The organism is Streptomyces sp. NPDC005898, assembly GCF_040629635.1.
GTDB lineage: Bacteria > Actinomycetota > Actinomycetes > Streptomycetales > Streptomycetaceae > Streptomyces.
The window spans coordinates 91,107-110,905 of record NZ_JBEXWC010000015.1 but is presented as its reverse complement, the minus strand read 5'-3'; the positions used below and the strand labels follow the sequence as shown (position 1 = coordinate 110,905).

General features: G+C 71.3%; 17 protein-coding genes. 3 read left to right on the top strand and 14 right to left on the bottom strand.

All coding sequences use genetic code 11. The annotated features are described in order from the left end of the window. Positions 1-2: 2 nt before the first annotated feature. Positions 3-461: a DUF948 domain-containing protein gene (locus ABZ385_RS21155; RefSeq protein WP_358583958.1), complete on the bottom strand. Its 459-nt coding sequence runs from the start codon at positions 459-461 to the stop codon at positions 3-5. Positions 462-632: 171 nt separating this feature from the next. Here ABZ385_RS21155 and ABZ385_RS21150 point away from each other — a divergent pair, with 171 nt between their 5' ends. Beyond that, complete coding sequence (locus ABZ385_RS21150; RefSeq protein ID WP_358912593.1) at positions 633-2,765, top strand: AAA family ATPase; 2,133 nt, start codon at positions 633-635, stop codon at positions 2,763-2,765. Here ABZ385_RS21150 and rpsD read toward each other — a convergent pair. From rpsD to ABZ385_RS21125, 5 genes are all read right to left on the bottom strand, one after another. Continuing rightward, on the bottom strand, positions 2,753-3,367 hold the full coding sequence (gene rpsD, locus ABZ385_RS21145; protein WP_358583954.1) for a 30S ribosomal protein S4: 615 nt from the start codon (positions 3,365-3,367) through the stop codon (positions 2,753-2,755). The genes ABZ385_RS21150 and rpsD overlap by 13 nt on opposite strands. 348 nt (positions 3,368-3,715) lie before the next feature. Continuing rightward, positions 3,716-5,089, bottom strand: a complete 1,374-nt coding sequence (locus tag ABZ385_RS21140) for a replication-associated recombination protein A (protein WP_358912591.1) — start codon at positions 5,087-5,089, stop codon at positions 3,716-3,718. Positions 5,090-5,160: 71 nt separating this feature from the next. Further along, positions 5,161-5,802 (bottom strand): vitamin K epoxide reductase family protein, encoded by a 642-nt coding sequence (locus tag ABZ385_RS21135; RefSeq protein ID WP_358583950.1) that lies wholly within the window; start codon positions 5,800-5,802, stop codon positions 5,161-5,163. Positions 5,803-5,894: 92 nt separating this feature from the next. Next, positions 5,895-7,157: a histidine--tRNA ligase gene (gene hisS, locus ABZ385_RS21130; protein WP_358697978.1), complete on the bottom strand. Its 1,263-nt coding sequence runs from the start codon at positions 7,155-7,157 to the stop codon at positions 5,895-5,897. A 13-nt stretch (positions 7,158-7,170) separates the two neighbouring features. Next, on the bottom strand, positions 7,171-7,893 hold the full coding sequence (locus tag ABZ385_RS21125) for an MBL fold metallo-hydrolase (RefSeq protein ID WP_358912589.1): 723 nt from the start codon (positions 7,891-7,893) through the stop codon (positions 7,171-7,173). 175 nt (positions 7,894-8,068) lie between these two features. Here ABZ385_RS21125 and ABZ385_RS21120 point away from each other — a divergent pair, with 175 nt between their 5' ends. After that, the gene (locus tag ABZ385_RS21120; protein ID WP_358697975.1) at positions 8,069-8,893 is read left to right on the top strand and encodes a peptidylprolyl isomerase; all 825 of its coding nucleotides are present in this window, start codon (positions 8,069-8,071) and stop codon (positions 8,891-8,893) included. A gap of 133 nt (positions 8,894-9,026) precedes the next feature. Further along, complete coding sequence (locus ABZ385_RS21115) at positions 9,027-10,259, top strand: DUF349 domain-containing protein (RefSeq protein WP_358583942.1); 1,233 nt, start codon at positions 9,027-9,029, stop codon at positions 10,257-10,259. A 69-nt stretch (positions 10,260-10,328) separates the two neighbouring features. Here the strand turns inward: ABZ385_RS21115 and ABZ385_RS21110 are convergent, their stop codons facing one another. From ABZ385_RS21110 to ruvC, 8 genes are all read right to left on the bottom strand, one after another. Next, a complete protein-coding gene (locus ABZ385_RS21110; protein ID WP_358912587.1) occupies positions 10,329-12,869 on the bottom strand; it encodes a bifunctional (p)ppGpp synthetase/guanosine-3',5'-bis(diphosphate) 3'-pyrophosphohydrolase in 2,541 nt (846 codons plus the stop codon). 239 nt (positions 12,870-13,108) lie between these two features. Further along, positions 13,109-13,657, bottom strand: coding sequence for an adenine phosphoribosyltransferase (locus ABZ385_RS21105; protein WP_358699427.1), 549 nt, complete (start codon positions 13,655-13,657; stop codon positions 13,109-13,111). Beyond that, a complete protein-coding gene (gene secF, locus ABZ385_RS21100; RefSeq protein WP_358912585.1) occupies positions 13,654-14,775 on the bottom strand; it encodes a protein translocase subunit SecF in 1,122 nt (373 codons plus the stop codon). Before secF ends, ABZ385_RS21105 begins: the two co-directional genes overlap by 4 nt. A gap of 1 nt (position 14,776) precedes the next feature. After that, positions 14,777-16,579, bottom strand: a complete 1,803-nt coding sequence (gene secD / locus ABZ385_RS21095) for a protein translocase subunit SecD (RefSeq protein ID WP_358912583.1) — start codon at positions 16,577-16,579, stop codon at positions 14,777-14,779. A gap of 165 nt (positions 16,580-16,744) precedes the next feature. Further along, positions 16,745-17,215 carry a preprotein translocase subunit YajC gene (gene yajC / locus ABZ385_RS21090; RefSeq protein ID WP_358699430.1) on the bottom strand — a complete coding sequence of 157 codons (471 nt, stop codon included), beginning with the start codon at positions 17,213-17,215 and terminating at the stop codon, positions 16,745-16,747. A gap of 198 nt (positions 17,216-17,413) precedes the next feature. Beyond that, positions 17,414-18,487, bottom strand: a complete 1,074-nt coding sequence (gene ruvB / locus ABZ385_RS21085) for a Holliday junction branch migration DNA helicase RuvB (RefSeq protein ID WP_358585763.1) — start codon at positions 18,485-18,487, stop codon at positions 17,414-17,416. A 64-nt stretch (positions 18,488-18,551) separates the two neighbouring features. Beyond that, on the bottom strand, positions 18,552-19,163 hold the full coding sequence (gene ruvA / locus ABZ385_RS21080) for a Holliday junction branch migration protein RuvA (protein ID WP_358699384.1): 612 nt from the start codon (positions 19,161-19,163) through the stop codon (positions 18,552-18,554). Continuing rightward, a complete protein-coding gene (ruvC, locus tag ABZ385_RS21075) occupies positions 19,160-19,735 on the bottom strand; it encodes a crossover junction endodeoxyribonuclease RuvC (RefSeq protein WP_358585759.1) in 576 nt (191 codons plus the stop codon). The genes ruvA and ruvC overlap by 4 nt, the downstream gene beginning before the upstream one ends. Positions 19,736-19,799 lie beyond the last annotated feature (64 nt).

The following is a 19,799-nucleotide window of genomic DNA, read 5'->3' as shown; positions in this document are numbered from 1 at the left end:
CGTCAGTCCCTCTTATTCCGGTTGTCCCGCTTCCTCCGCCGTGCGGAGGGGACGGTACGGCCCACGATCACCGTACGACGGGACGGCTTGGCGGGCATGTCGTTCATTTCGGGGTCGGCCTTGCGGCTGATGGCCCGGCGGACGCCGTATCCGAACGCAGCCACCTTGACGAGCGGGCCGCCGAAGGTGGAGGCGACCGTCGTGGACAGCGCCGAGGCGTTCGACGTGACCTCCTGGACGTCGGAGGCGATGGCGTCGACGCGGTCGATCTGCGTCTGCGCGGAGCGCACCGCGGTGGAGGCGTCGGCCAGCAGCGGGACCGCCTGCTCGGTCACGTCCGCGACGAGCTTGGTGGTCGCCCTGAGCGTCTGGGCCAGCCTCGCGAGCGCCACCGCGAGGAAGGAGACCAGGATCGCCCAGAAGACGGCCACCAGGATCCCGGCAACCTCTCCACCGGACACTTGGCACCGCTCCCTGAGACATCGTCCCTGAACATCGAAAAGTCGTCCCCCGAGCCTATCGCGCCGGGGCCTCGCGTCTGTACCGCATTCCGCGCGCTGTCACCGGGACTGTCATGGGAACGGGCCCGGTGATTGTACGGACCGCACGCGGATGAGTACGCTCCGTACCCCATGCGACGCTCTCAACCCGGCAATCTCCCGCTGGAGCTCAACGCCTTCATCGGGCGCACCACCGAACTGACCGAGCTGGCCGCGGCGTTGGAAGCCGGCCGGCTGGTCACCGTGACCGGCGTCGGCGGGGTCGGGAAGTCGCGGCTTGCCGTGCGGGCGGCCGCGGGGGTCCGGCCGCGCGACGGCGCCTGGCTGGTGGACCTGACGCCGCTGCGGGACGCGGAGCTGGTGGAGCACGCCGTCGCCGAGGCGCTGGGGCTGACCGACCACACGAGCCGGCCGCCGCGTCAGGTGCTGCGCGAGCACCTCGCGGAGCGGGACGTGCTCCTCGTCGTGGACGGCTTCGAGCACCTCGTGGACGCCTGCGCCTCGCTGGTGCGGGACCTGCTCGTGCACTCCCCCGGGCTGCGGGTGCTCGCGGTGGGGCGCAGACCGCTGGAGACCGGCGGCGAGCGGCTCATCGCCCTCGCGCCGCTGCCGGAACAGGACGCGGCGGCGCTGTTCGCCGACCGGGCGGCGGCCGGCCTGCCCCGCTTCGCCGTGGACGACGGCAACCGCGCGGACGTGCTGGAGCTGTGCCGGCGCCTGGACGGCATCCCGCTCGCGGTCGAACTGGCGGCGGGCCGGCTGCGGGCGCTCTCCCCCGCGCAGTTGCTCGCCCGGCTCGACGACCGCTTCCGGCTGCTGACCGGCGCCCGGCGCGATGTGCCGCTCCGCCACCAGACGCTGCGGACGGCCATCGGCTGGAGCCACGAGCTGTGCGCGCCCAGGGAGCGGCTCCTGTGGTCGCGGCTCTCGGTGTTCGCGGGGCAGTTCGACCTGGAGGCCGTCGAGTACATCTGCGCCGGGGACGGACTGCGGGCCGACGAGGTCCTCGGCGTACTGGACGAACTGCTCGCGCAGTCCGTGGTGAACCGCGAGGAGGGCCCGGCGGGCGTGCGCTACCGCATGCTCGACACGGTGCGGGCGTACGGCGCCGACTGGCTGGCGGCCGCGGGCGAGGCCACCCGGCTGCGGCGCAGGCACCGCGACTGGTACATGGGGCTCGCCACCTGGTGCGAGCTGGAGTGGTTCTCCCCGCGCCAGGAGGAGGTCGCCGCCCTCGTCGACGTCGAGCTGCCCAATGTGCGGGCGGCGCTGGAGTTCTGCCTGACCGAGCCGGGCGAGGCCCACCTGGGGCAGTACCTCGCGGGCACGCTGTGGTTCTGCTGGGTGGGCTGCGGGCGCCTGGCGGAGGGCAGGCACTGGCTCGACCGGGCACTGGAGCTGGACGGCGGCCACGAGGACTCGCGGCTCAAGGCGCTGTGGGTGCTCGGCTATGTGGCGGTGCTCCAGGGGGACACGGTCGCCGCCCTGGGAGCGCTGCACGCCTGCCGCGACGGCGCCGAGCGTTCCGGCAGCGCGATCGCGGCGGCCTACGCCGAGCACCGCATCGGCTGCCTGGCCCTGGTCACGGACGACATCCCGCGTGCGGAGCGGCTGCTGCGCTCGGCACTGGAGCGCTACCGCGAGATCGGTGAGCTGAACAGCAATGTCCTGATGGGCCAGGTCGAGCTGGCCATGGCCCTGGCGTTCCGCGGCGAGCTGGCCGGCGCGGTGGAGCTGTGCGAGGAGGTGCGCCGCGTCTGTGCGGACCACGGCGAGCGCTGGGCCCTCGCCTACGCCCTCTACGTCCTCGGGTACGCGGCCTGGACCCGCGGCGAGAGCGGGCGGGCGCGTGAGCTGCTCACCGAGTCCCTCGATCTCGACCACCGCTTCCACGATCTGCTGGGCACGGTGCTGTCCATGGAGCTGCTCGCGCTGTTCACGGCGGCGGAGGGCGATCCGGCGGAGGCGGCGGTGCTGCAGGGCGCGGCGTCGCGCGTCTGGCCCTCGGTGGGGCTGCCGCTGTTCGGTTCGGACCACTTCGGGGCGCCGCACGTGCTGTGCGAGGAGAAGGCCCGCGCGGCGCTCGGCGACGAGCGGTACGAGGAGTGCGTGCGCACGGGCGCGGGGCTCGGTCTGCGGGCGGCGGTGGCCAGGGCCCTGCGCACCGAGCCCGGGAACGAGCGAACCCGCCGCCTGCCCCGCCCGGAAGGGCGGAGCGGCGACGGGCTGAAGCAGGGTGAGCTACGTCCGGGTCAGCGGGCGTAGTACTCGACGACGAGCTGCTCGTCGCAGATCACGGGGATCTCCTTGCGGTTCGGGTCGCGGTCCAGGCGGAAGGCCAGGGCCTTCAGGTTCACCTGGAGGTAGCGCGGGGTCTCGCCGTCGGGGGCGAAGCCACCCTCGCGCGCGACCTGGAACAGCGGCTTCTCGCGGCTGCGCTCGCGGACCATGACGACGTCGTCCGGCCGGACGCGGAAGGACGGCTTGTCGACCTTGCCGCCGTTGACCTCGATGTGGCCGTGCACGACCATCTGGCGGGCCTGGTAGATCGTGCGGGCGATGCCCGAACGCAGAACCAGGGCGTCGAGACGACGCTCCAGCTCGATGACCAGGGCCTCACCGGTCTTGCCCTGCGTCTTGGCGGCACGCTCGTAGGCGCGGACGAGCTGGCGCTCGGACACGTCGTACTGCGCGCGCAGACGCTGCTTCTCCAGCAGACGGACCTTGTAGTCCGAGTTCTGCTTGCGCCCACGGCCGTGCTCGCCCGGCGGGTAGGGGCGGGCCTCGAAGTACTTGACGGCCTTCGGGGTCAGCGCGATGCCAAGAGCACGCGACTTCTTGACCTTGGGGCGGGACTGGTTCGGCATGAACCAACCTCTCTGTTCAATGGAATTCGGCTTCACCAGTGGTTAGGGGAGGTCGCATCCGCAGCCTGGGAAACCCCGTGGGCCTGGGCCGGTGGGCCCTGGGCCGTGAGGCAGCCGCTCCCTGGTCTGGGCACTATGTGCAGCACGCGAGTGGCCACCGACCGATTCCCGGGCTCCGGGGTGGTGGTGGGCTGCCCGCGACACCTTCGACGGTGCGCGACGCTCCTGGATCCCCTGTGCCTCGCGGCGCGGGGGTTCCGGCTGGATGTCCCGTTCTGGTGGTGCCGGTACGAGACCGGACACGGGACGCAGCACTTCGGGCAAGTGTACCGGGTGCGGCGGGGTGCCTCAGCCGGGGCCCTGGCTCTCGGGCTGCTCGCCCTTGAGCCGGGCGCGGACCCGCTCGACCACGTCGGCGTACCGCGCCTCGGCGCCGTACCTCGTGGGCCGGTAGTAGCGCTTGCCCTCGATGGTGTCCGGGCCGTACTGCTGGGCCGCGATGCCGCCGGGGACGTCGTGCGGGTACACGTACCCCTGGGCGTGGCCGAGCTTGGCGGCGCCCTTGTAGTGGCCGTCGCGCAGGTGGGGCGGGACGGGGCCGGCCAGGCCGGCGCGGACGTCGGCCTGGGCCTGCTGGATGGCGATCGTCGCCGCGTTCGACTTCGGGGCCAGGGCGAGGGCGATCGTGGCGTGGCTCAGGGTGAGCGCGGCCTCCGGGAAGCCGATCATGGCGACGGCCTGGGCGGCGGCGACCGCGGTGGGCAGGGCGGTCGGGTCGGCGAGGCCGATGTCCTCGCTGGCGGAGATCATCAGGCGGCGCGCGATGAAGCGGGGGTCCTCGCCGGCCTCGATCATGCGGGCCAGGTAGTGCAGGGCCGCGTCCACGTCGGAGCCGCGGATGGACTTGATGAGGGCGCTCGCGACGTCGTAGTGCTGGTCGCCGTCGCGGTCGTACTTCACCGCGGCGCGGTCGACGGACTCCTCCAGCGTCTGGAGGCTGATCGTCTCCTCACCCTTGGCGAGGGCCGAGCCGGCGCCCGCCTCCAGGGCGGTGAGCGCGCGCCGGGCGTCGCCGCCCGCGATGCGCAGCAGGTGCTCCTCGGCCTCCCGCGGCAGCTCGACGGCACCGCCGAGGCCCCGCTCGTCGGTGACCGCCCGGCGCAGCAGGTCGCGCAGGTCGTCGTCCGTGAGCGGTTCGAGGGTGAGCAGCAGGGAGCGGGACAGGAGCGGGGAGATGATCGAGAAGTACGGGTTCTCGGTGGTCGCCGCGATCAGCGTCACCCAGCGGTTCTCGACGGCCGGCAGGAGGGAGTCCTGCTGGGCCTTGCTGAAGCGGTGGATCTCGTCGAGGAAGAGGACGGTCTCCTTGCCGTGGCCGCCCATGGCCCGGCGGGCGCCGTCGATGACCGCGCGCACTTCCTTGACGCCCGCGGTGATCGCGGAGAGCTCGACGAAGCGCTTGTTCGTGGCCTTGGAGACGACGTACGCGAGAGTCGTCTTGCCGATGCCGGGCGGGCCCCACAGGAGGACGGAGGACGGTCCGGCCGGGCCTCCCCCGCTCTCGCCGACGAGGCGGCGCAGGGGGGAACCCGGCTTCAGCAGATGCTGCTGGCCGACGACCTCGTCGAGGGTGCGCGGGCGCATCCGGACGGCCAGGGGGCTGCTGGAGGGGTCCTTCTCCTGGCGGTCTTCGGCTGCGGCGGTGAACAGGTCGGGTTCCACGTCGAAAACCCTATGTCACGCCACTGACAATTCGTCCTGGACCGGGGCGGGCGGCAGCGGCCCGGGCCGGGTCAGGCCCAGAGGTCGGCGCCCCAGCGCGTGAGGATCAGCATCGCGATGACGCCGATGTGCATCACGGGCAGGGCCCAGGTGAAGTCCTCAAGGAAGCTCTTGGCCCAGCGCGGCGCGGGCAGGAAGCCGGCGCGGACGTTGAACGACGTGACGTACCAGAACATCAGCAGGGTGGCGGCCCAGGCCAGGCAGCACCACAGGCAGAGCGCGTTGATGTGGTACAGCGACTGGATCATCAGCCAGGTGCAGAAGCCGACGCCGAAGAGCGTGCCCGCGTTGAACGTCAGCCAGTACCAGCGCGGGAAGCGGGCCCCGGCGAGCAGGCTCATGGCGACGCAGACCACGATGCCGTAGGTGACCAGGCCGAGCATCGGGTTCGGGAACCCGAAGACCTCCGCCTGCTCGCTCTTCATGATGCTGCCGCACGAGACGATGGGGTTGATGCTGCAGCCCGGCTGGAAGTTCGGGTCCTTCAGCAGCTCCAGCTTGTCCAGCGTGATGACCCAGGCGGCGAGCAGTCCGGCCGCGCCCGTGATCAGCAGGAGCAGTGCCAGCCCACGGCTCCCGCCGACGGCGCCTGGAGCGGCCGCCCGCTCGCCGTGGTCCGCGTCCTGGTCCTGCGCCGAGATCGTTTTGGTCATCACGCCGTTCCGTCACTTGTGGAGGCCTGTGGGCACGCACATTGTGCCGCATGTACCTGTGTGTCCACCGGCCGTTGGACATCCCCGTCCGGTCAGGCCAGCTTGCCCTTCAGGACGGCGACGATCTCGTCCACCGCGACGGCTTCCTGCTCGCCGGACTCCATGTCCTTGAGCTGTACGACGCCCTCGGCGAGGTCACGCTCACCGGCGACGACGGTGAAGCGGGCGCCGCTGCGGTTGGCGTTCTTCATCGCGCCCTTGAGGCCCTTGCCGCCGTAGCTGAAGTCCGCCGCGACGCCGGCCTTGCGCAGTTCGGTCACCTTGGCGAAGAGCACGCGGCGCGCCTCGTCGCCGAGCGGCACCGCGAAGACGCTGGTGGGCGAGGGCAGTTCGAGCTCGACGCCCTCCGCCTCCAGGGCGAGCACCGTGCGGTCCACGCCGAGGGCCCAGCCCACCGAGGGCAGCGAGGGGCCGCCGATCATCTCGGACAGGCCGTCGTAGCGCCCGCCGCCGCCGACCGCCGACTGCGAGCCGAGGCCGTCGTGGACGAACTCGAAGGTCGTACGGGTGTAGTAGTCCAGGCCGCGGACGAGCTTCTCGTCGTCCTCGAAGGCGACGCCCGCCGCCGTGATCAGCTCACGGACCTGCTCGTGGTACGCCTTGCAGGCGTCGCACAGGTGGTCGCGCAGCGAGGGGGCGCCCACGAGCTGCTTCTGGACGTCGGCGCGCTTGTCGTCCAGGACGCGGAGCGGGTTGATGTCGACACGTCGACGTGTCTCCTCGTCCAGGTCGAGGCCGCGCAGGAAGTCCTGGAGCGCCGCCCGGTAGACGGGGCGGCACTCCTTGTCGCCCAGGGAGTTGAGCAGGATGCGGAAGTTCCGCAGGCCCAGCGTGCGGTACGCCTGGTCGGCGAGGATGATCAGCTCGGCGTCGAGCGCCGGGTCCTCGGCGCCGATCGCCTCGGCGCCGACCTGGGAGAAGTGGCGGTAGCGGCCCTTCTGGGGGCGCTCGTAGCGGTAGTACGAGCCGGAGTACCAGAGCTTGACGGGGAGGTTGCCGGCCTTGTGCAGGCTGCCCTCCAGCGCGGCGCGCAGCACGGAGGCGGTGCCTTCGGGGCGCAGGGCGAGCCTGTCGCCACCCTTGGTCTCGAAGGCGTACATCTCCTTGGTGACGATGTCGGTGGACTCGCCCACGCCGCGCGCGAACAGCTCGACGTTCTCAAAGCCGGGCGTCTCGATGTAGCCGTAGCCGGAGTTGCGCAGCGGCGCGGCGATCGCCTCGCGGACCGCGAGGTACTTGGCCGAGTCGGGCGGCAGCAGGTCGTAGGTGCCCTTGGGGGCCTTGAAGGTGCTCACGGGTGTTCTCTCGTCACATTCCTCGTCGCGGGGCGGACGCGGGGTCCGCCCTGTGGCCTTGACGGGCCGCGGCCACCTGCCGCAGATACGGGTTGGTGGCGCGCTCCTGGCCGATGGATGTCTGGGGGCCGTGGCCGGACAGCACCACGGTCGAGTCGTCGAGCGGCAGGCACACGCGGGCCAGCGAACGAAGGATCTCGGGGTGGCTGCCGCCGGGCAGGTCGGTGCGTCCGATGGAGCCGGCGAAGAGCAGGTCGCCCGAGAAGAAGACCGAGGGGATCTCGGCCGTCTCGGGCATCCGGAAGGTCACCGACCCCTTCGTATGGCCCGGCGCGTGCGCGACGGAGAAGTCGAGGCCGGCCAGCCTCAGTTCGGCGCCGTCGGTCAGCTCCCGCAGGTCGTCGGGCTCCCCGACCGTCAGCTCGCCCATGAGCGGCATCCCGATGGAGCGGCCGAGAGCCTTCTCAGGGTCGCTCATCATGTACCGGTCCGAGGGGTGGATCCAGGCGGGCACGTCGTGCGCCCCGCACACCGGGACGACCGAGGCGACATGGTCGATGTGGCCGTGGGTGAGGATGACCGCGACGGGCTTGAGCCGATGCTTCTGGAGTGCGTCCTCGACTCCCTGGGCGGCCTGGTGGCCCGGGTCGATGATCACGCACTCCTCGCCTGCGGCGGGGGCGACCACGTAGCAGTTGGTGCCCCAGGCCCCGGCGGGGAACCCGGCAATGAGCACGATCGTCCTTCGTTCGTCGTCCGGTGGGAGGGACCGCGGATCCCCGTCGGGAGATCGCGGTGGGTCAGAGCCTACCGGCGCTGCCGATTCCACAGCGAACCCATATACGGTACGGGGCACATTCAGGCGGTCCCGCGAAAGGACCGGGGCAGCAGCGGAAAGAGGAGATCACCCGGTGGTCAGCAGCGATCAGCGGCGGCGGCAGCTCGCCCGGGAGAAGTTCGAGCGTCAGCAGCGGCGGCGCGAGGCCGCGCGGCGCAGGGCGCGCCTGCGCAACGGCGTGCTCGCGGGGGCGCTCGCGGTGGTGGTGGCGGCCGGCGCGGTGTCGTACGCGGCGGGCGCCTTCGACGGTGACGACTCGACGAAGGACGACGCGGCGGCGTCGCCCAGCCGCACGCCGAAGGACCCCTGCGGGAAGGCGGCGCCCGGCAAGGTGAAGCCGCTGAGCTTCCCGAAGGAGCCGGCGCTCAAGATCGACCGGTCCGCCGACTACACGATGCGGCTGGAGACGACCTGCGGCGACATCGCGCTCGACCTGGACGCCGCGAAGGCCCCGCACACCGTCAACTCCTTCGACTTCCTGGTGAACAAGGGCTACCTGGACCACACCGCGTGCCACCGCCTCACCACCGGCGGTGTCGCCGTCCTGCAGTGCGGCGACCCGAAGGGCACCGGGGAGGGCGGCCCCGGCTACTCGCTCCCCGACGAGAACCTCAAGGACAAGCGACTGAAGGGGAACGTCTATCCGGCGGGCACGGTCGCCATGGCGAACCAGTACAACGCCCGGACGAAGAAGGGCCGCGACACCGGCGGCAGCCAGTTCTTCCTCGTCTACCGGGACAGTCAGCTCCCGCCCGACTACACACCGTTCGGGACCATTTCCGATTCCGGGATGAAGGTGCTCAAGAAGATCGCCGCCGCCGGGGAGAGCTCCGGGCAGGGCGACGGCGCCCCGAACGCGACGGTCGTCATCGACAGGGCCACCGTCACGAAATCCTGAGCCCGCCGGGCAAACTTCGCTCGTGCGGGATGCGGACAGCCGCCCCGCCGGTCGCCTATGTTGGCGGTGACGAAACTGTGGACGATGCCGGGGGCCCGACGGCCCTGTGCAGGCATCATGTGGAGGAGGCGCTGTGAGCAGCGACCCGTGGGGCCGCGTCGACGAGACGGGGACCGTGTACGTGCGTACGGCCGACGGCGGCGAGCGAGTGGTCGGTTCGTGGCAGGCAGGATCTCCTGACGAGGCCCTCGCCTACTTCGAGCGCAAGTACGAGGGCCTGGTCGTCGAGATCGGACTCCTCGAGCGCCGGGTGAAGACGACCGACCTGTCCGCCAAGGACGCGATGACCGCCGTCGACCACCTGCGCCAGCAGGTCGACGAGGCGCACGCGGTCGGCGATCTGGACGCGCTGGGCAAGCGGCTCGACAAGCTGGTGGAGACCATCGAGGCCCGCCGCGAGGAGCGCAAGGCGCAGAAGGCCAAGCAGTCCGACGAGGCGCGGCACGCCAAGGAGGCCCTGGTCGTCGAGGCCGAGGAGCTGGCCCAGAGCGACCAGTGGCGGTCGGCGGGCGAGCGGCTGCGGGCCCTGGTGGACACCTGGAAGGGTCTGCCGCGCCTGGACCGCAAGTCGGACGACGAGCTGTGGCACCGCTTCTCGCACGCCCGCTCGGCGTTCTCCAAGCGCCGCAAGGCGCACTTCGCCTCGCTGGACGCGCAGCGCGAGGAGGCCCGCAAGGCCAAGGAGAAGCTGGTCGGCGAGGCGGAGGCACTGTCGAGTTCGACGGACTGGGGCCCGACGGCCGCGCGCTACCGCGAGCTGATGACCGACTGGAAGGCCGCGGGCCGCGCCCAGCGTGAGCACGAGGACGATCTGTGGAACCGCTTCCGCGGCGCCCAGGACGTCTTCTTCGCGGCGCGCAGCGCGGTCTTCGCGGAGCGCGACGCCGAGCAGGGCGAGAACCTCAAGCTCAAGGAGGAGCTGGCCGACGAGGCCGAGAAGCTCGTCCCGGTGACGGATCTGAAGGCGGCCCGTGCCGCGTTCCGCTCCATCAACGAGCGCTGGGAGGCCATCGGTCACGTCCCGCGGGACGCGCGTCCGAAGGTCGAGGGCCGCATGCAGGCCGTGGAGCGGGCGCTGCAGGAGTGCGAGGAAGCCGAGTGGCGTCGCACGAACCCGGAGGCACGGGCTCGGGCCGAGGGCCTGACGGGGCAGCTGCAGGCGGCGGTGGACAAGCTGACGGAGCAGATCGAGAAGGCGCGCACGGCCGGCAACAACGCCAGGGCCGACAAGCTCCAGAAGGAACTCGAGGGCCGCCAGGCGCTTCTCGACCAGGCCCTCAAGGGTCTGCACGAGTTCGGCGGCTGACAGCCCGCACGACACATGGGCCCGCCCCCGGCGCTGCTGCGCCGGGGGCGGGCCCATGTGCAACGGGAGTCAGGGCCGGCGCGCCGACGTGACCCGGTAGACGTCGTACACGCCTTCCACTCCCCTGACGGCCTTGAGCACGTGCCCCAGGTGCTTGGGGTCGCCCATCTCGAAGGTGAAGCGGGAGGTGGCGACGCGGTCGCGCGAGGTCTGCACCGCCGCCGAGAGGATGTTCACGTGCTGGTCCGAGAGGATGCGCGTGACGTCCGACAGGAGGCGTGAGCGGTCCAGCGCCTCGACCTGGATGGCGACCAGGAAGACGGAGGACTGGGTGGGCGCCCACTCGACCTCCAGGATCCGCTCGGGCTCGCGGGAGAGCGAGTCCACGTTCACGCAGTCGCTGCGGTGCACCGAGACGCCGCTGCCGCGCGTGACGAAGCCGATGATGGGGTCGCCGGGGACGGGCGTGCAGCAGCGGGCCAGCTTGACCCACACGTCCTCGACGCCCTTGACGACGACGCCCGGGTCGGCGTTGGAGCGGCGCTTGCTGCGGCCGCGTGAGGGCGGCGCGCTCTCGGCGATGTCCTCGTTGGCGGCTTCCTCGCCGCCGAGGGCCTGGACGAGCTTCTGCACGACGGACTGCGCGGTGACATGGCCCTCGCCGATCGCCGCGTACAGGGACGAGATGTCGGGGTAGCGCATCTCGTGGGCGAGCGTGACCAGGGAGTCGCCGGTCAGGATCCGCTGGATGGGCAGGTTCTGCTTGCGCATGGCGCGCGCGATGGCGTCCTTGCCCTGCTCGATGGCCTCGTCGCGGCGCTCCTTGGAGAACCACGCGCGGATCTTGTTGCGCGCCCGCGGCGACTTGACGAAGCCGAGCCAGTCGCGGGAGGGGCCCGCGCCCGCGGCCTTGGAGGTGAAGACCTCCACCAGGTCGCCGTTGTCCAGGGTCGATTCGAGCGGTACGAGGCGGCCGTTGACCCGCGCCCCTATGGTGCGGTGGCCGACCTCGGTGTGCACCGCGTAGGAGAAGTCGACGGGGGTGGCGCCGGCGGGAAGCGCTATGACATCACCCTTGGGCGTGAAGACGAAGACCTCGTTGCGCGAGAGGTCGAAGCGCAGCGATTCGAGGAACTCGCTGGGGTCCTCGGTCTCCTTCTGCCAGTCCAGGAGCTGGCGCAGCCACGCCATGTCGTTGAGGTGGTCGTCCTTGCCGCCGGCCTTCCTCGGCACGTCCGTGCGCACCTTCGAGGCGCCGGCGACGGCCTCCTGCTTGTACTTCCAGTGCGCGGCGATGCCGTACTCGGCGCGGCGGTGCATGTCGAACGTGCGGATCTGCAGCTCGACGGGCTTGCCGTTGGGGCCGATGACCGTCGTGTGCAGCGACTGGTACATGTTGAACTTCGGCATCGCGATGTAGTCCTTGAACCGGCCGGGGACCGGGTTCCATCGCGCGTGGACGGTGCCGAGCGCCGCGTAGCAGTCGCGGACCGTGTCGACGAGGACGCGGATACCCACCAGGTCGTAGATCTCCGCGAAGTCACGGCCGCGGACGATCATCTTCTGGTAGACGCTGTAGTAGTGCTTCGGGCGGCCGGTGACGGTGGCCTTGATGCGGGCGGAGCGGAGGTCGGCCTGGACCTCGTCGGTCACTATGGCGAGGTACTCGTCGCGCTTGGGGGCGCGCTCGGCGACCAGGCGCACGATCTCGTCGTACATCTTGGGGTAGAGGATCGCGAAGGCGAGGTCCTCCAGCTCCCACTTGATGGTGTTCATGCCCAGGCGGTGGGCGAGCGGCGCGTAGATCTCCAGGGTCTCGCGCGCCTTCTTCTCCTGCTTCTCGCGCTTGAGGTAGCGCATGGTGCGCATGTTGTGCAGGCGGTCGGCGAGCTTGATGACCAGGACGCGGGGGTCCTTGGCCATGGCGACGACCATCTTGCGGACCGTCTCGGCCTGCGCGGCCTCGCCGAACTTGACCTTGTCGAGCTTGGTGACGCCGTCGACGAGCAGGGCGACCTGGTCGCCGAAGTCGCGCCGCAGGGTGTCCAGGCCGTACTCGGTGTCCTCGACCGTGTCGTGCAGCAGACCGGCCATCAGCGTGGCGGGGTCCATGCCCAGCTCGGCGAGGATGGTCGTCACGGCGAGCGGGTGGGTGATGTACGGGTCGCCGCTCTTGCGCTTCTGCCCGCGGTGCCAGCGCTCGGCGACCTGGTAGGCCCGCTCGATCTGGCGGAGCGTGGACGTCTCGATCTTGGGGTCGTTGCTGCGCACGATCCGCAGCAGGGGCTCCAGGACCGGGTTGTACGGGTTCGAACGCTGGACGCCGAGCCGGGCGAGGCGGGCCCGCACCCGGTTGGAGGAGCCGGAGCGCGCGGGCTGGCCGGCGGCCGGACGGACCGCCGGGGCCGTCGGGTGGTGGTCGGCGGGCGGCTGCGGGCGAGGCTGCTCGGCCGGTTTGTCGCCCCGGGAGACCTCTTGCCGGGCGCGCTGCGCGGACGTGTCGCCCTGGGCGCCCTCTGCCTTCTTCGCGGGCGCGACGGAGCCCGCCGAGGCCTGCTGGGCCCGCTGGGCGGCCTTGGCGGCGGTGAGTGGCTGGGACTCGTCTGGCAAGAGCGCTCCCTGTGCGCGATCGGGTCCCCCGGACAGGCCCCGAAGTACCCATGGTATCGATCCTGGGGCTCGGCTCGCCTGCGGCGGGTGGGACGCCTCCGTACTGGAGGGAACGCCCGGGGCCGGGCGGCGATTCCCCGCCAGGCGCCCTGTTCGGCCGCGCGAGCCTCCGGGAGCTTACAGCGCGACGGACGCCCCGGCCGGTGCGGGACGTCCGTCGCGTCGTCGTGCGTGTCGCCTCAGACGGTGATGAGGGCCTCCAGGGGCGCCCCGGCCAGCGCCTCGACCAGCTTGTGCCGGCCCTGGAGGAAGCCGAGCTCCATGAGGACCGCGACTCCGGCCACCTCGGCGCCCGAGCGCCGGATCAGGTCCAGCGAGGCGCCCGCGGTGCCGCCGGTGGCGAGGACATCGTCGATGACCATGACGCGGTCGCCCGCGGCCAGGTCCTCGGCGTGCACCTCGATCTCGGCGCTGCCGTACTCCAGGTCGTAGCGCTGGCGCAGCGTCGCGCCGGGGAGCTTGCCCGCCTTGCGTACGGGGATGAAGCCGAGCCCGGCGCGGAGCGCGACCGGGGCGCCGAGGATGAAGCCCCGGGCCTCCAGGCCGACGATCTTCGTGGCGCCGTGGCGCACGCAGAGGTCGGCCAGCGTCTCCGTGAGCGCCGCGAAGGCCGCCGGGTCGGCGAGCAGCGGGGTGATGTCCTTGAACGTCACGCCCGGGATCGGGTAGTCCGGGACGTCGCGGATGCGGCTCAGCAGCAGCTCCGTGACGTCCGTCGACGCGGTCATCGGCGCTTCCCCGAGGGACGGCCCTTGCCGCGGCCGCGGGAGGCGGGCTGGGCCCGCGGACCCACGACGGCCGGTGCGGCGTCGTCGGAGACGCCGTCCCGCGGCTCGGCGTCCGCGTACTCGGGCTCCTCCGCCGAGTCCCCCTTGGCCGCGGCCGACGCGCGCTTGGCGAGCACCCGCTTCTTGAGGGCCTTCAGCTGCGGCTCGCGCTCCTTGAGGTCGGCGACGAGCGGCGTCGCGATGAAGATCGAGGAGTACGCGCCGGCCGCGAGGCCGACGAACAGCGACAGCGAGATGTCGTTGAGCATGCCGGCGCCGAGCGCGCCGCCACCGATGAACAGCAGGCCCGCCACCGGGAGCAGCGCGACGACCGTGGTGTTGATGGAGCGCACCAGGGTGCCGTTGATGCTGCGGTTGGCGATCTCGCTGTAGGTGAAGCGCGTCTGCTTGGTGATGTCCTTCGACTGCTCCTTCAAGCTGTCGAAGACCACGACCGTGTCGTAGAGCGAGTAACCGAGGATGGTCAGCAGACCGATCACCGTGCCGGGGGTGACCTCGAAGCCGACCAGCGCGTAGACACCGACGGTGATCGTGATGTCGTGGATCAGCGCGATCAGGGCCGCGAGGGCCATGCGCCACTCGAAGGCGATGGCCAGATAGATCACCACGAGGACCATGAAGATCGCCAGGCCCTGCCAGGCCTTGTTGGCGACCTGCTCGCCCCAGCTGGGGCCGACCAGGTCGGCGTTGATCTCCTCGGCCTTGACGTCGAGGTCGCTGGCCAGGGCCTTCTTGATCTGGTCGGACTTGTCGATGTCCACGCCCGCGATCTGGATGCGCATGGCGTCGTCGCCCAGCTTCTGGACGATCGCGTCATGGCCCGAGGCCTTCTCCGCGGACTCCTCGGCCCGCGCGACGGAGACGGTGGTCTTCGGGGTGTTGAAGACCGCACCGCCCTCGAACTCGATGCCCATGTTCAGGCCGCGCACCGCCAGGCCGACGATGGCCGTGATGGTGATCAGGATCGAGACGGCGTACCAGATCTTGCGCTTGCCGATGAAGTCGTAGCCGACCTCGCCGTGGTAGAGCCTGGCGCCGAGATTGCCGAGCTTCGACATCTCACGCCTCCTTCGGGTCGACAGGGCCAACGGATGAGCCGGTGGCGCGGCGGGACCGGCGGATCGGGGGCTTGATGCCGAGCCGCTTGGGGTCGAAGCCGGACCACTTGTGGCCGTTCGCGAAGAACTTCTTGCGTGCCATGAGCGTCATCAGCGGCTTGGTGAAGAAGAAGACCACGACGACGTCCAGCAGCGTGGTCAGACCGAGCGTGAACGCGAAGCCCTGCACCTTGCCGACCGTCACGATGAACAGGACGGCGGCGGCGAGGAACGACACGAAGTCGGAGACCAGGATGGTGCGCCGGGCGCGCGGCCAGGCCCGCTCGACGGCGGGGCGCAGCGTGCGTCCCTCACGGACCTCGTCACGGACGCGTTCGAAGAAGACGATGAACGAGTCCGCCGTGATGCCGATGGCGACGATGGCGCCGCAGACCGCGGGCAGGTTCAGCGCGAACTTGATGGTCGGTCCGAGCAGCGTCATGATCGTGTACGTCAGGGCCGCGGAGACCAGGAGGCTCGCGATGGCGATGAGCGACAGGCCGCGGTAGTACACCACGAGGTAGATCACGACGAGCGCGAGGCCGATGGCGCCCGCGATCAGGCCCGCCTTGAGCTGCTCGCCGCCGAGGGCCGGGCTGACCGTGGTGACGCTCTGCTCGTGGAAGGTGAGCGGCAGGGCACCGTACGACAGGATGTTCGCCAGCTCCTTGGCGGACTCCTGGTTGAAACTGCCGGAGATCTCGGCGTTGGCGGTCAGGGTGGTCCGGACGCTGGGGGCCGAGACGACCTCGCGGTCCATGACGATGGCGAACTGGTTCTGCGGGGGCTGCTGCGTCGAGAGCTTGCTCGTGACCTTCGCGAACTTCTTCGAGCCGTCCTTGGTGAAGTCCATGTTGACGACCCAGGCACCGCTCTGCGGGTTGATCGTCGCCTGCGCCTCGTCGACGTCCTTGCCGTTGACCTCGGCCGGGGCGAGGATGAACTTGTCCCACGTCTTGCCGTCGGGGCTCTTGCCGCAGGCGACGGTCGGCTCGGACGGCTTGACGCCCTCGCCTGCCGCGCCCCGGGCCTTCTTGTCCGTGCAGTCCAGCTTGGCGAACTGCGCCTGGAGCTTGGCCGTGGCGGGATCGGCGGACGGCGTGGGCGCCGGGTCCTTCTTGCCGTCCTTCTTCTTGCCGTCCTCGGCCTTGTCCTTGTCCTTGTCCGACGGGGGCGTGGTCGGGTCGGCCTTCAGGGCCTCGCTGACGGCACGGCCCTGGGGGGACGCGGTGGCGGTCGGGGAGGTCGCCTGGTCCGTGGCCTTGTCGGCCGCCTTGTCCTTGTCGGTGGCCTTGTCCTTGTCCTTCTCCTTGTCCGTCTTGGACGAGGAGCTGGGGGACGGCTCGGGGGCCGGGCCGCTGGGGGCCTGGGTGATCACCGGGCGGAAATAGAGCTGCGCGGTCGTGCCGACCTGGTCGCGGGCCTGCTTCTCGTCCGTCCCCTTGGGGATGTTGACGATGATGTTCTTCTCGCCCTGGGTCTGGACCTCGGCCTCGGAGACACCCAGACCATTGACGCGGTTGTTGATGATGTCAACAGCCGTGTTCATGTTGGTCGGGTTGATCGCGTTCTCCTGGCCCGGCTCGTTCCTCGCCTCGAGCGTGATGCTCGTACCACCCGCGAGGTCGATGCCCAGGCGCGGTGTGGTGTGCCCGGAAAGGAACATTCCCCCGGTCAGCGCCACGAGGGCGATCAGGATGAAGGCCAGTGCGCGACCCGGTTTGCCCGGTGCGCTCTGCCTTCGGCCCTTCTTCGGTGCTGCCACCTTCTCGTTCTCCCTGTCCAACCGCCCGGCATACGGTCCGGCCCCGAGCGGTGCGGGGCGGGCCCGGGCGGGCGGCCATGAAGTGGTGTCGAGACTCGGCGCGAAATGCACGTGGTCCGGGACCCGTGGTGCGCGAGCGGCGCGCCCCTCGGGTCCCGGTCGTGACTACTTCGCGTCGGACTCGCCGTCGGTCTTCTTCGGCTTCGCGTCGCCGGCGGTGCCGGCCTCGTCGGCCGCGTCCTTCTTGCCGAGGTCGATGCGCGAGTCGTCGGAGGCGTCGGCGGGCTCGGCGGGCGCGGTCAGGGAGGAGGCGTCGTCCGGAACGACGGGGGCGTCCTCGTTCAGGTCGTCCTCGGTGCCGTGCACGATGCGGTTGTACTCGTCGTCGGCCAGTACGGCGCCGATCGCGTTCTTCGCGTAAACCGCGTGGACACCGGGGGCCACCTCAAGGAGGACGGCGTCGTCGTGGACCTCCTTGACGGTGGCGTACATGCCGCCGATCGTGCGGATGCCGGTGCCGGGCTGCATGTCGTTACGCATCTGCGCGGCGGCCTGCTGCTTCTTCTTCGCCGACCGGGTCATCAGGAACATGGCCCCGATGAGCACGATGAACGGGAGGAGGGTCACGATATTCACGGGACGGAATTTCCTTCGCACGACCGCGCGAGTGAAGCGGCCTACTGGATGGGGGTGGGCACGCCGCCCGCAAAGGCGGCATCGGCGGAGTCTAAGCGAGTCCGCGCCTAACGAACAACGCTCAGCATGGCACCGCAGTTCCTCGCCGCACGACTCTCCGTGCCGTTGTGGCGCGGTTGCGCCGTCGTCCCGCCGCCGTCACGACCCGAACAGGTCCTGCTGTCCCTTTCCGCCCGTCTGCCGCGGGGGCACGAGCCCCAGGTGCGCCCAGGCCGCCGGGGTGGCCACGCGCCCGCGCGGGGTGCGGGCCAGCAGCCCTTCGCGCACCAGGAAGGGCTCGGCCACCTCCTCGACGGTCTCGCGCTCCTCCCCCACGGCGACCGCGAGGGTCGACAGGCCGACGGGCCCGCCGCCGAACAGCTTGAGCAGGGCCTGCAGGACGGCGCGGTCCAGACGGTCGAGGCCCCGCCCGTCGACCTCGTAGACCGCGAGGGCCGCGCCCGCGATGTCACGGTCGATCACCCCGTCGGCCTTGACCTGGGCGTAGTCCCGCACGCGGCGCAGGAGGCGGTTGGCGATGCGGGGGGTGCCGCGCGAGCGGCCCGCGATCTCGGCGGCGCCGGCCACGTCGATCTCCACGTCGAGCAGCTGGGCGGAGCGGTGGACGACCCGCTCCAGCTCGGCGGGTTCGTAGAACTCCATGTGGGCGGTGAAGCCGAACCGGTCGCGCAGCGGCGGCGGCAGCAGGCCCGCGCGCGTGGTGGCGCCGACCAGGGTGAAGGGCGGCAGTTCCAGCGGGATGGCGGTGGCGCCGGGGCCCTTGCCGACGATGACGTCGACCCGGAAGTCCTCCATCGCCATGTACAGCATCTCCTCGGCGGGCCGCGACATGCGGTGGATCTCGTCGAGGAAGAGGACCTCGCCCTCCTGGAGGGAGGAGAGGATCGCCGCGAGGTCGCCCGCGTGCTGGATGGCCGGGCCGCTGGTGATGCGGATCGGGGCGCCCATCTCGGCGGCGATGATCATCGAGAGGGTCGTCTTGCCGAGGCCGGGGGCTCCGGAGAGCAGGACGTGGTCGGCGGTGGCGCCCCGCGCGCGGGCGGCCCGCAGGACGAGGTCGAGCTGCTCGCGGACCTTCTCCTGGCCGATGAACTCGCCCAGGTCCTTGGGGCGCAGGGCGGCCTCGACGGCCTGGTCCTCGCCGTCGGCGGACGCACCGACGAGCCGCTCGGCCGCTGCGGCAGCTTCGTCGGTCGTGTCGTCCCAGTTCATGCGGTGTGCCTCGCGATGCGGTTCAGGGGGTGGCGGCTGGTGCGTACGGGATGGCGGACGGGCGCTAGCGGGTGCGGTTCAGGGTCTGGAGCGCGGCCTTGAGGAGCCGGCCGACCTGCGGGGTGCCCTCGGCGGCCTCGGCCTGCGGGGTGACGGCGGCGACGGCCTCGTCGGCCTCGCGCGTGGCGTACCCGAGGCCGATGAGCGCGGCGTGCAGCTGGTCGCGCCAGCCGGAGGTGACGGGGGTGCCGACGGCGGGGCCGCCGGTGCCGAGGGGCTCGCCGAGGCGGTCCTTGTACTCCAGGAGGAGCTTCTGGGCGCCCTTCTTGCCGATGCCGGGCACGGCGGTCAGCGCCTTCTCGTCGCCGGTGGAGACGGCGCGGCGCAGGGCGTCGGGGCTGTGCACGGCGAGCATGGCCAGGGCCAGGCGGGGGCCGACGCCGCTCGCGGTCTGGAGCAGCTCGAAGGTCTGGCGCTCGTCGTCGTCCGCGAAGCCGTACAGGGTCAGGGAGTCCTCCCGTACGACCAGCGAGGTGGCGAGCTTGGCGGGCCGGCCCACCCGGAGCGTGGAGAGGGTGTCCGGCGTGCACTGCACGGCCATGCCGATGCCGCCGACCTCGACCACCGCGGCATCGGGGGCGAGGGCGGCGACGGGGCCGCTGACGAAGGCGATCATGCGGTACGGCCTTTCTGGGCTGTGGGGGTCTTGGCCGCGTGCTGGGCGACGGCCTGCTGGAGCCTGTTGCGGGCGACGGCCTGCTGGAGGCGGTTTTGTGCCGGGGCGCGCCAGATGTGGCAGATGGCGAGGGCGAGGGCGTCCGCGGCGTCGGCGGGCTTGGGAGGTGCGTCGAGCCGCAGGAGGCGGGTGACCATCGCGCCGACCTGGGCCTTGTCGGCGCGGCCGCTGCCGGTGACGGCCGCCTTGACCTCACTGGGGGTGTGCAGGACCACGGGGAGGCCGCGGCGGGCGGCGCACAGCATGGCGACGGCACTGGCCTGGGCGGTGCCCATGACCGTGCGGACGTTGTGCTGGCTGAACACGCGCTCCACGGCGAGGACTTCGGGGCGGTGCTCGTCGAGCCACTGCTCGATGCCCTGCTCGATGGCGACCAGCCGCAGCCCCAGCTCGGCGTCGGCCGGAGTCCGCACGACTCCGACGCCGCGCATGGTCAACGGCCGTCCGGCGACGCCCTCGACGACACCGACACCGCACCGGGTCAGCCCCGGGTCGACCCCCAACACGCGCACGTAAGCCCCTCCCCTCGCCTGTCCGTGCAGGTTATCGGGTCCCTCTGACAACGCGACGGGCCGA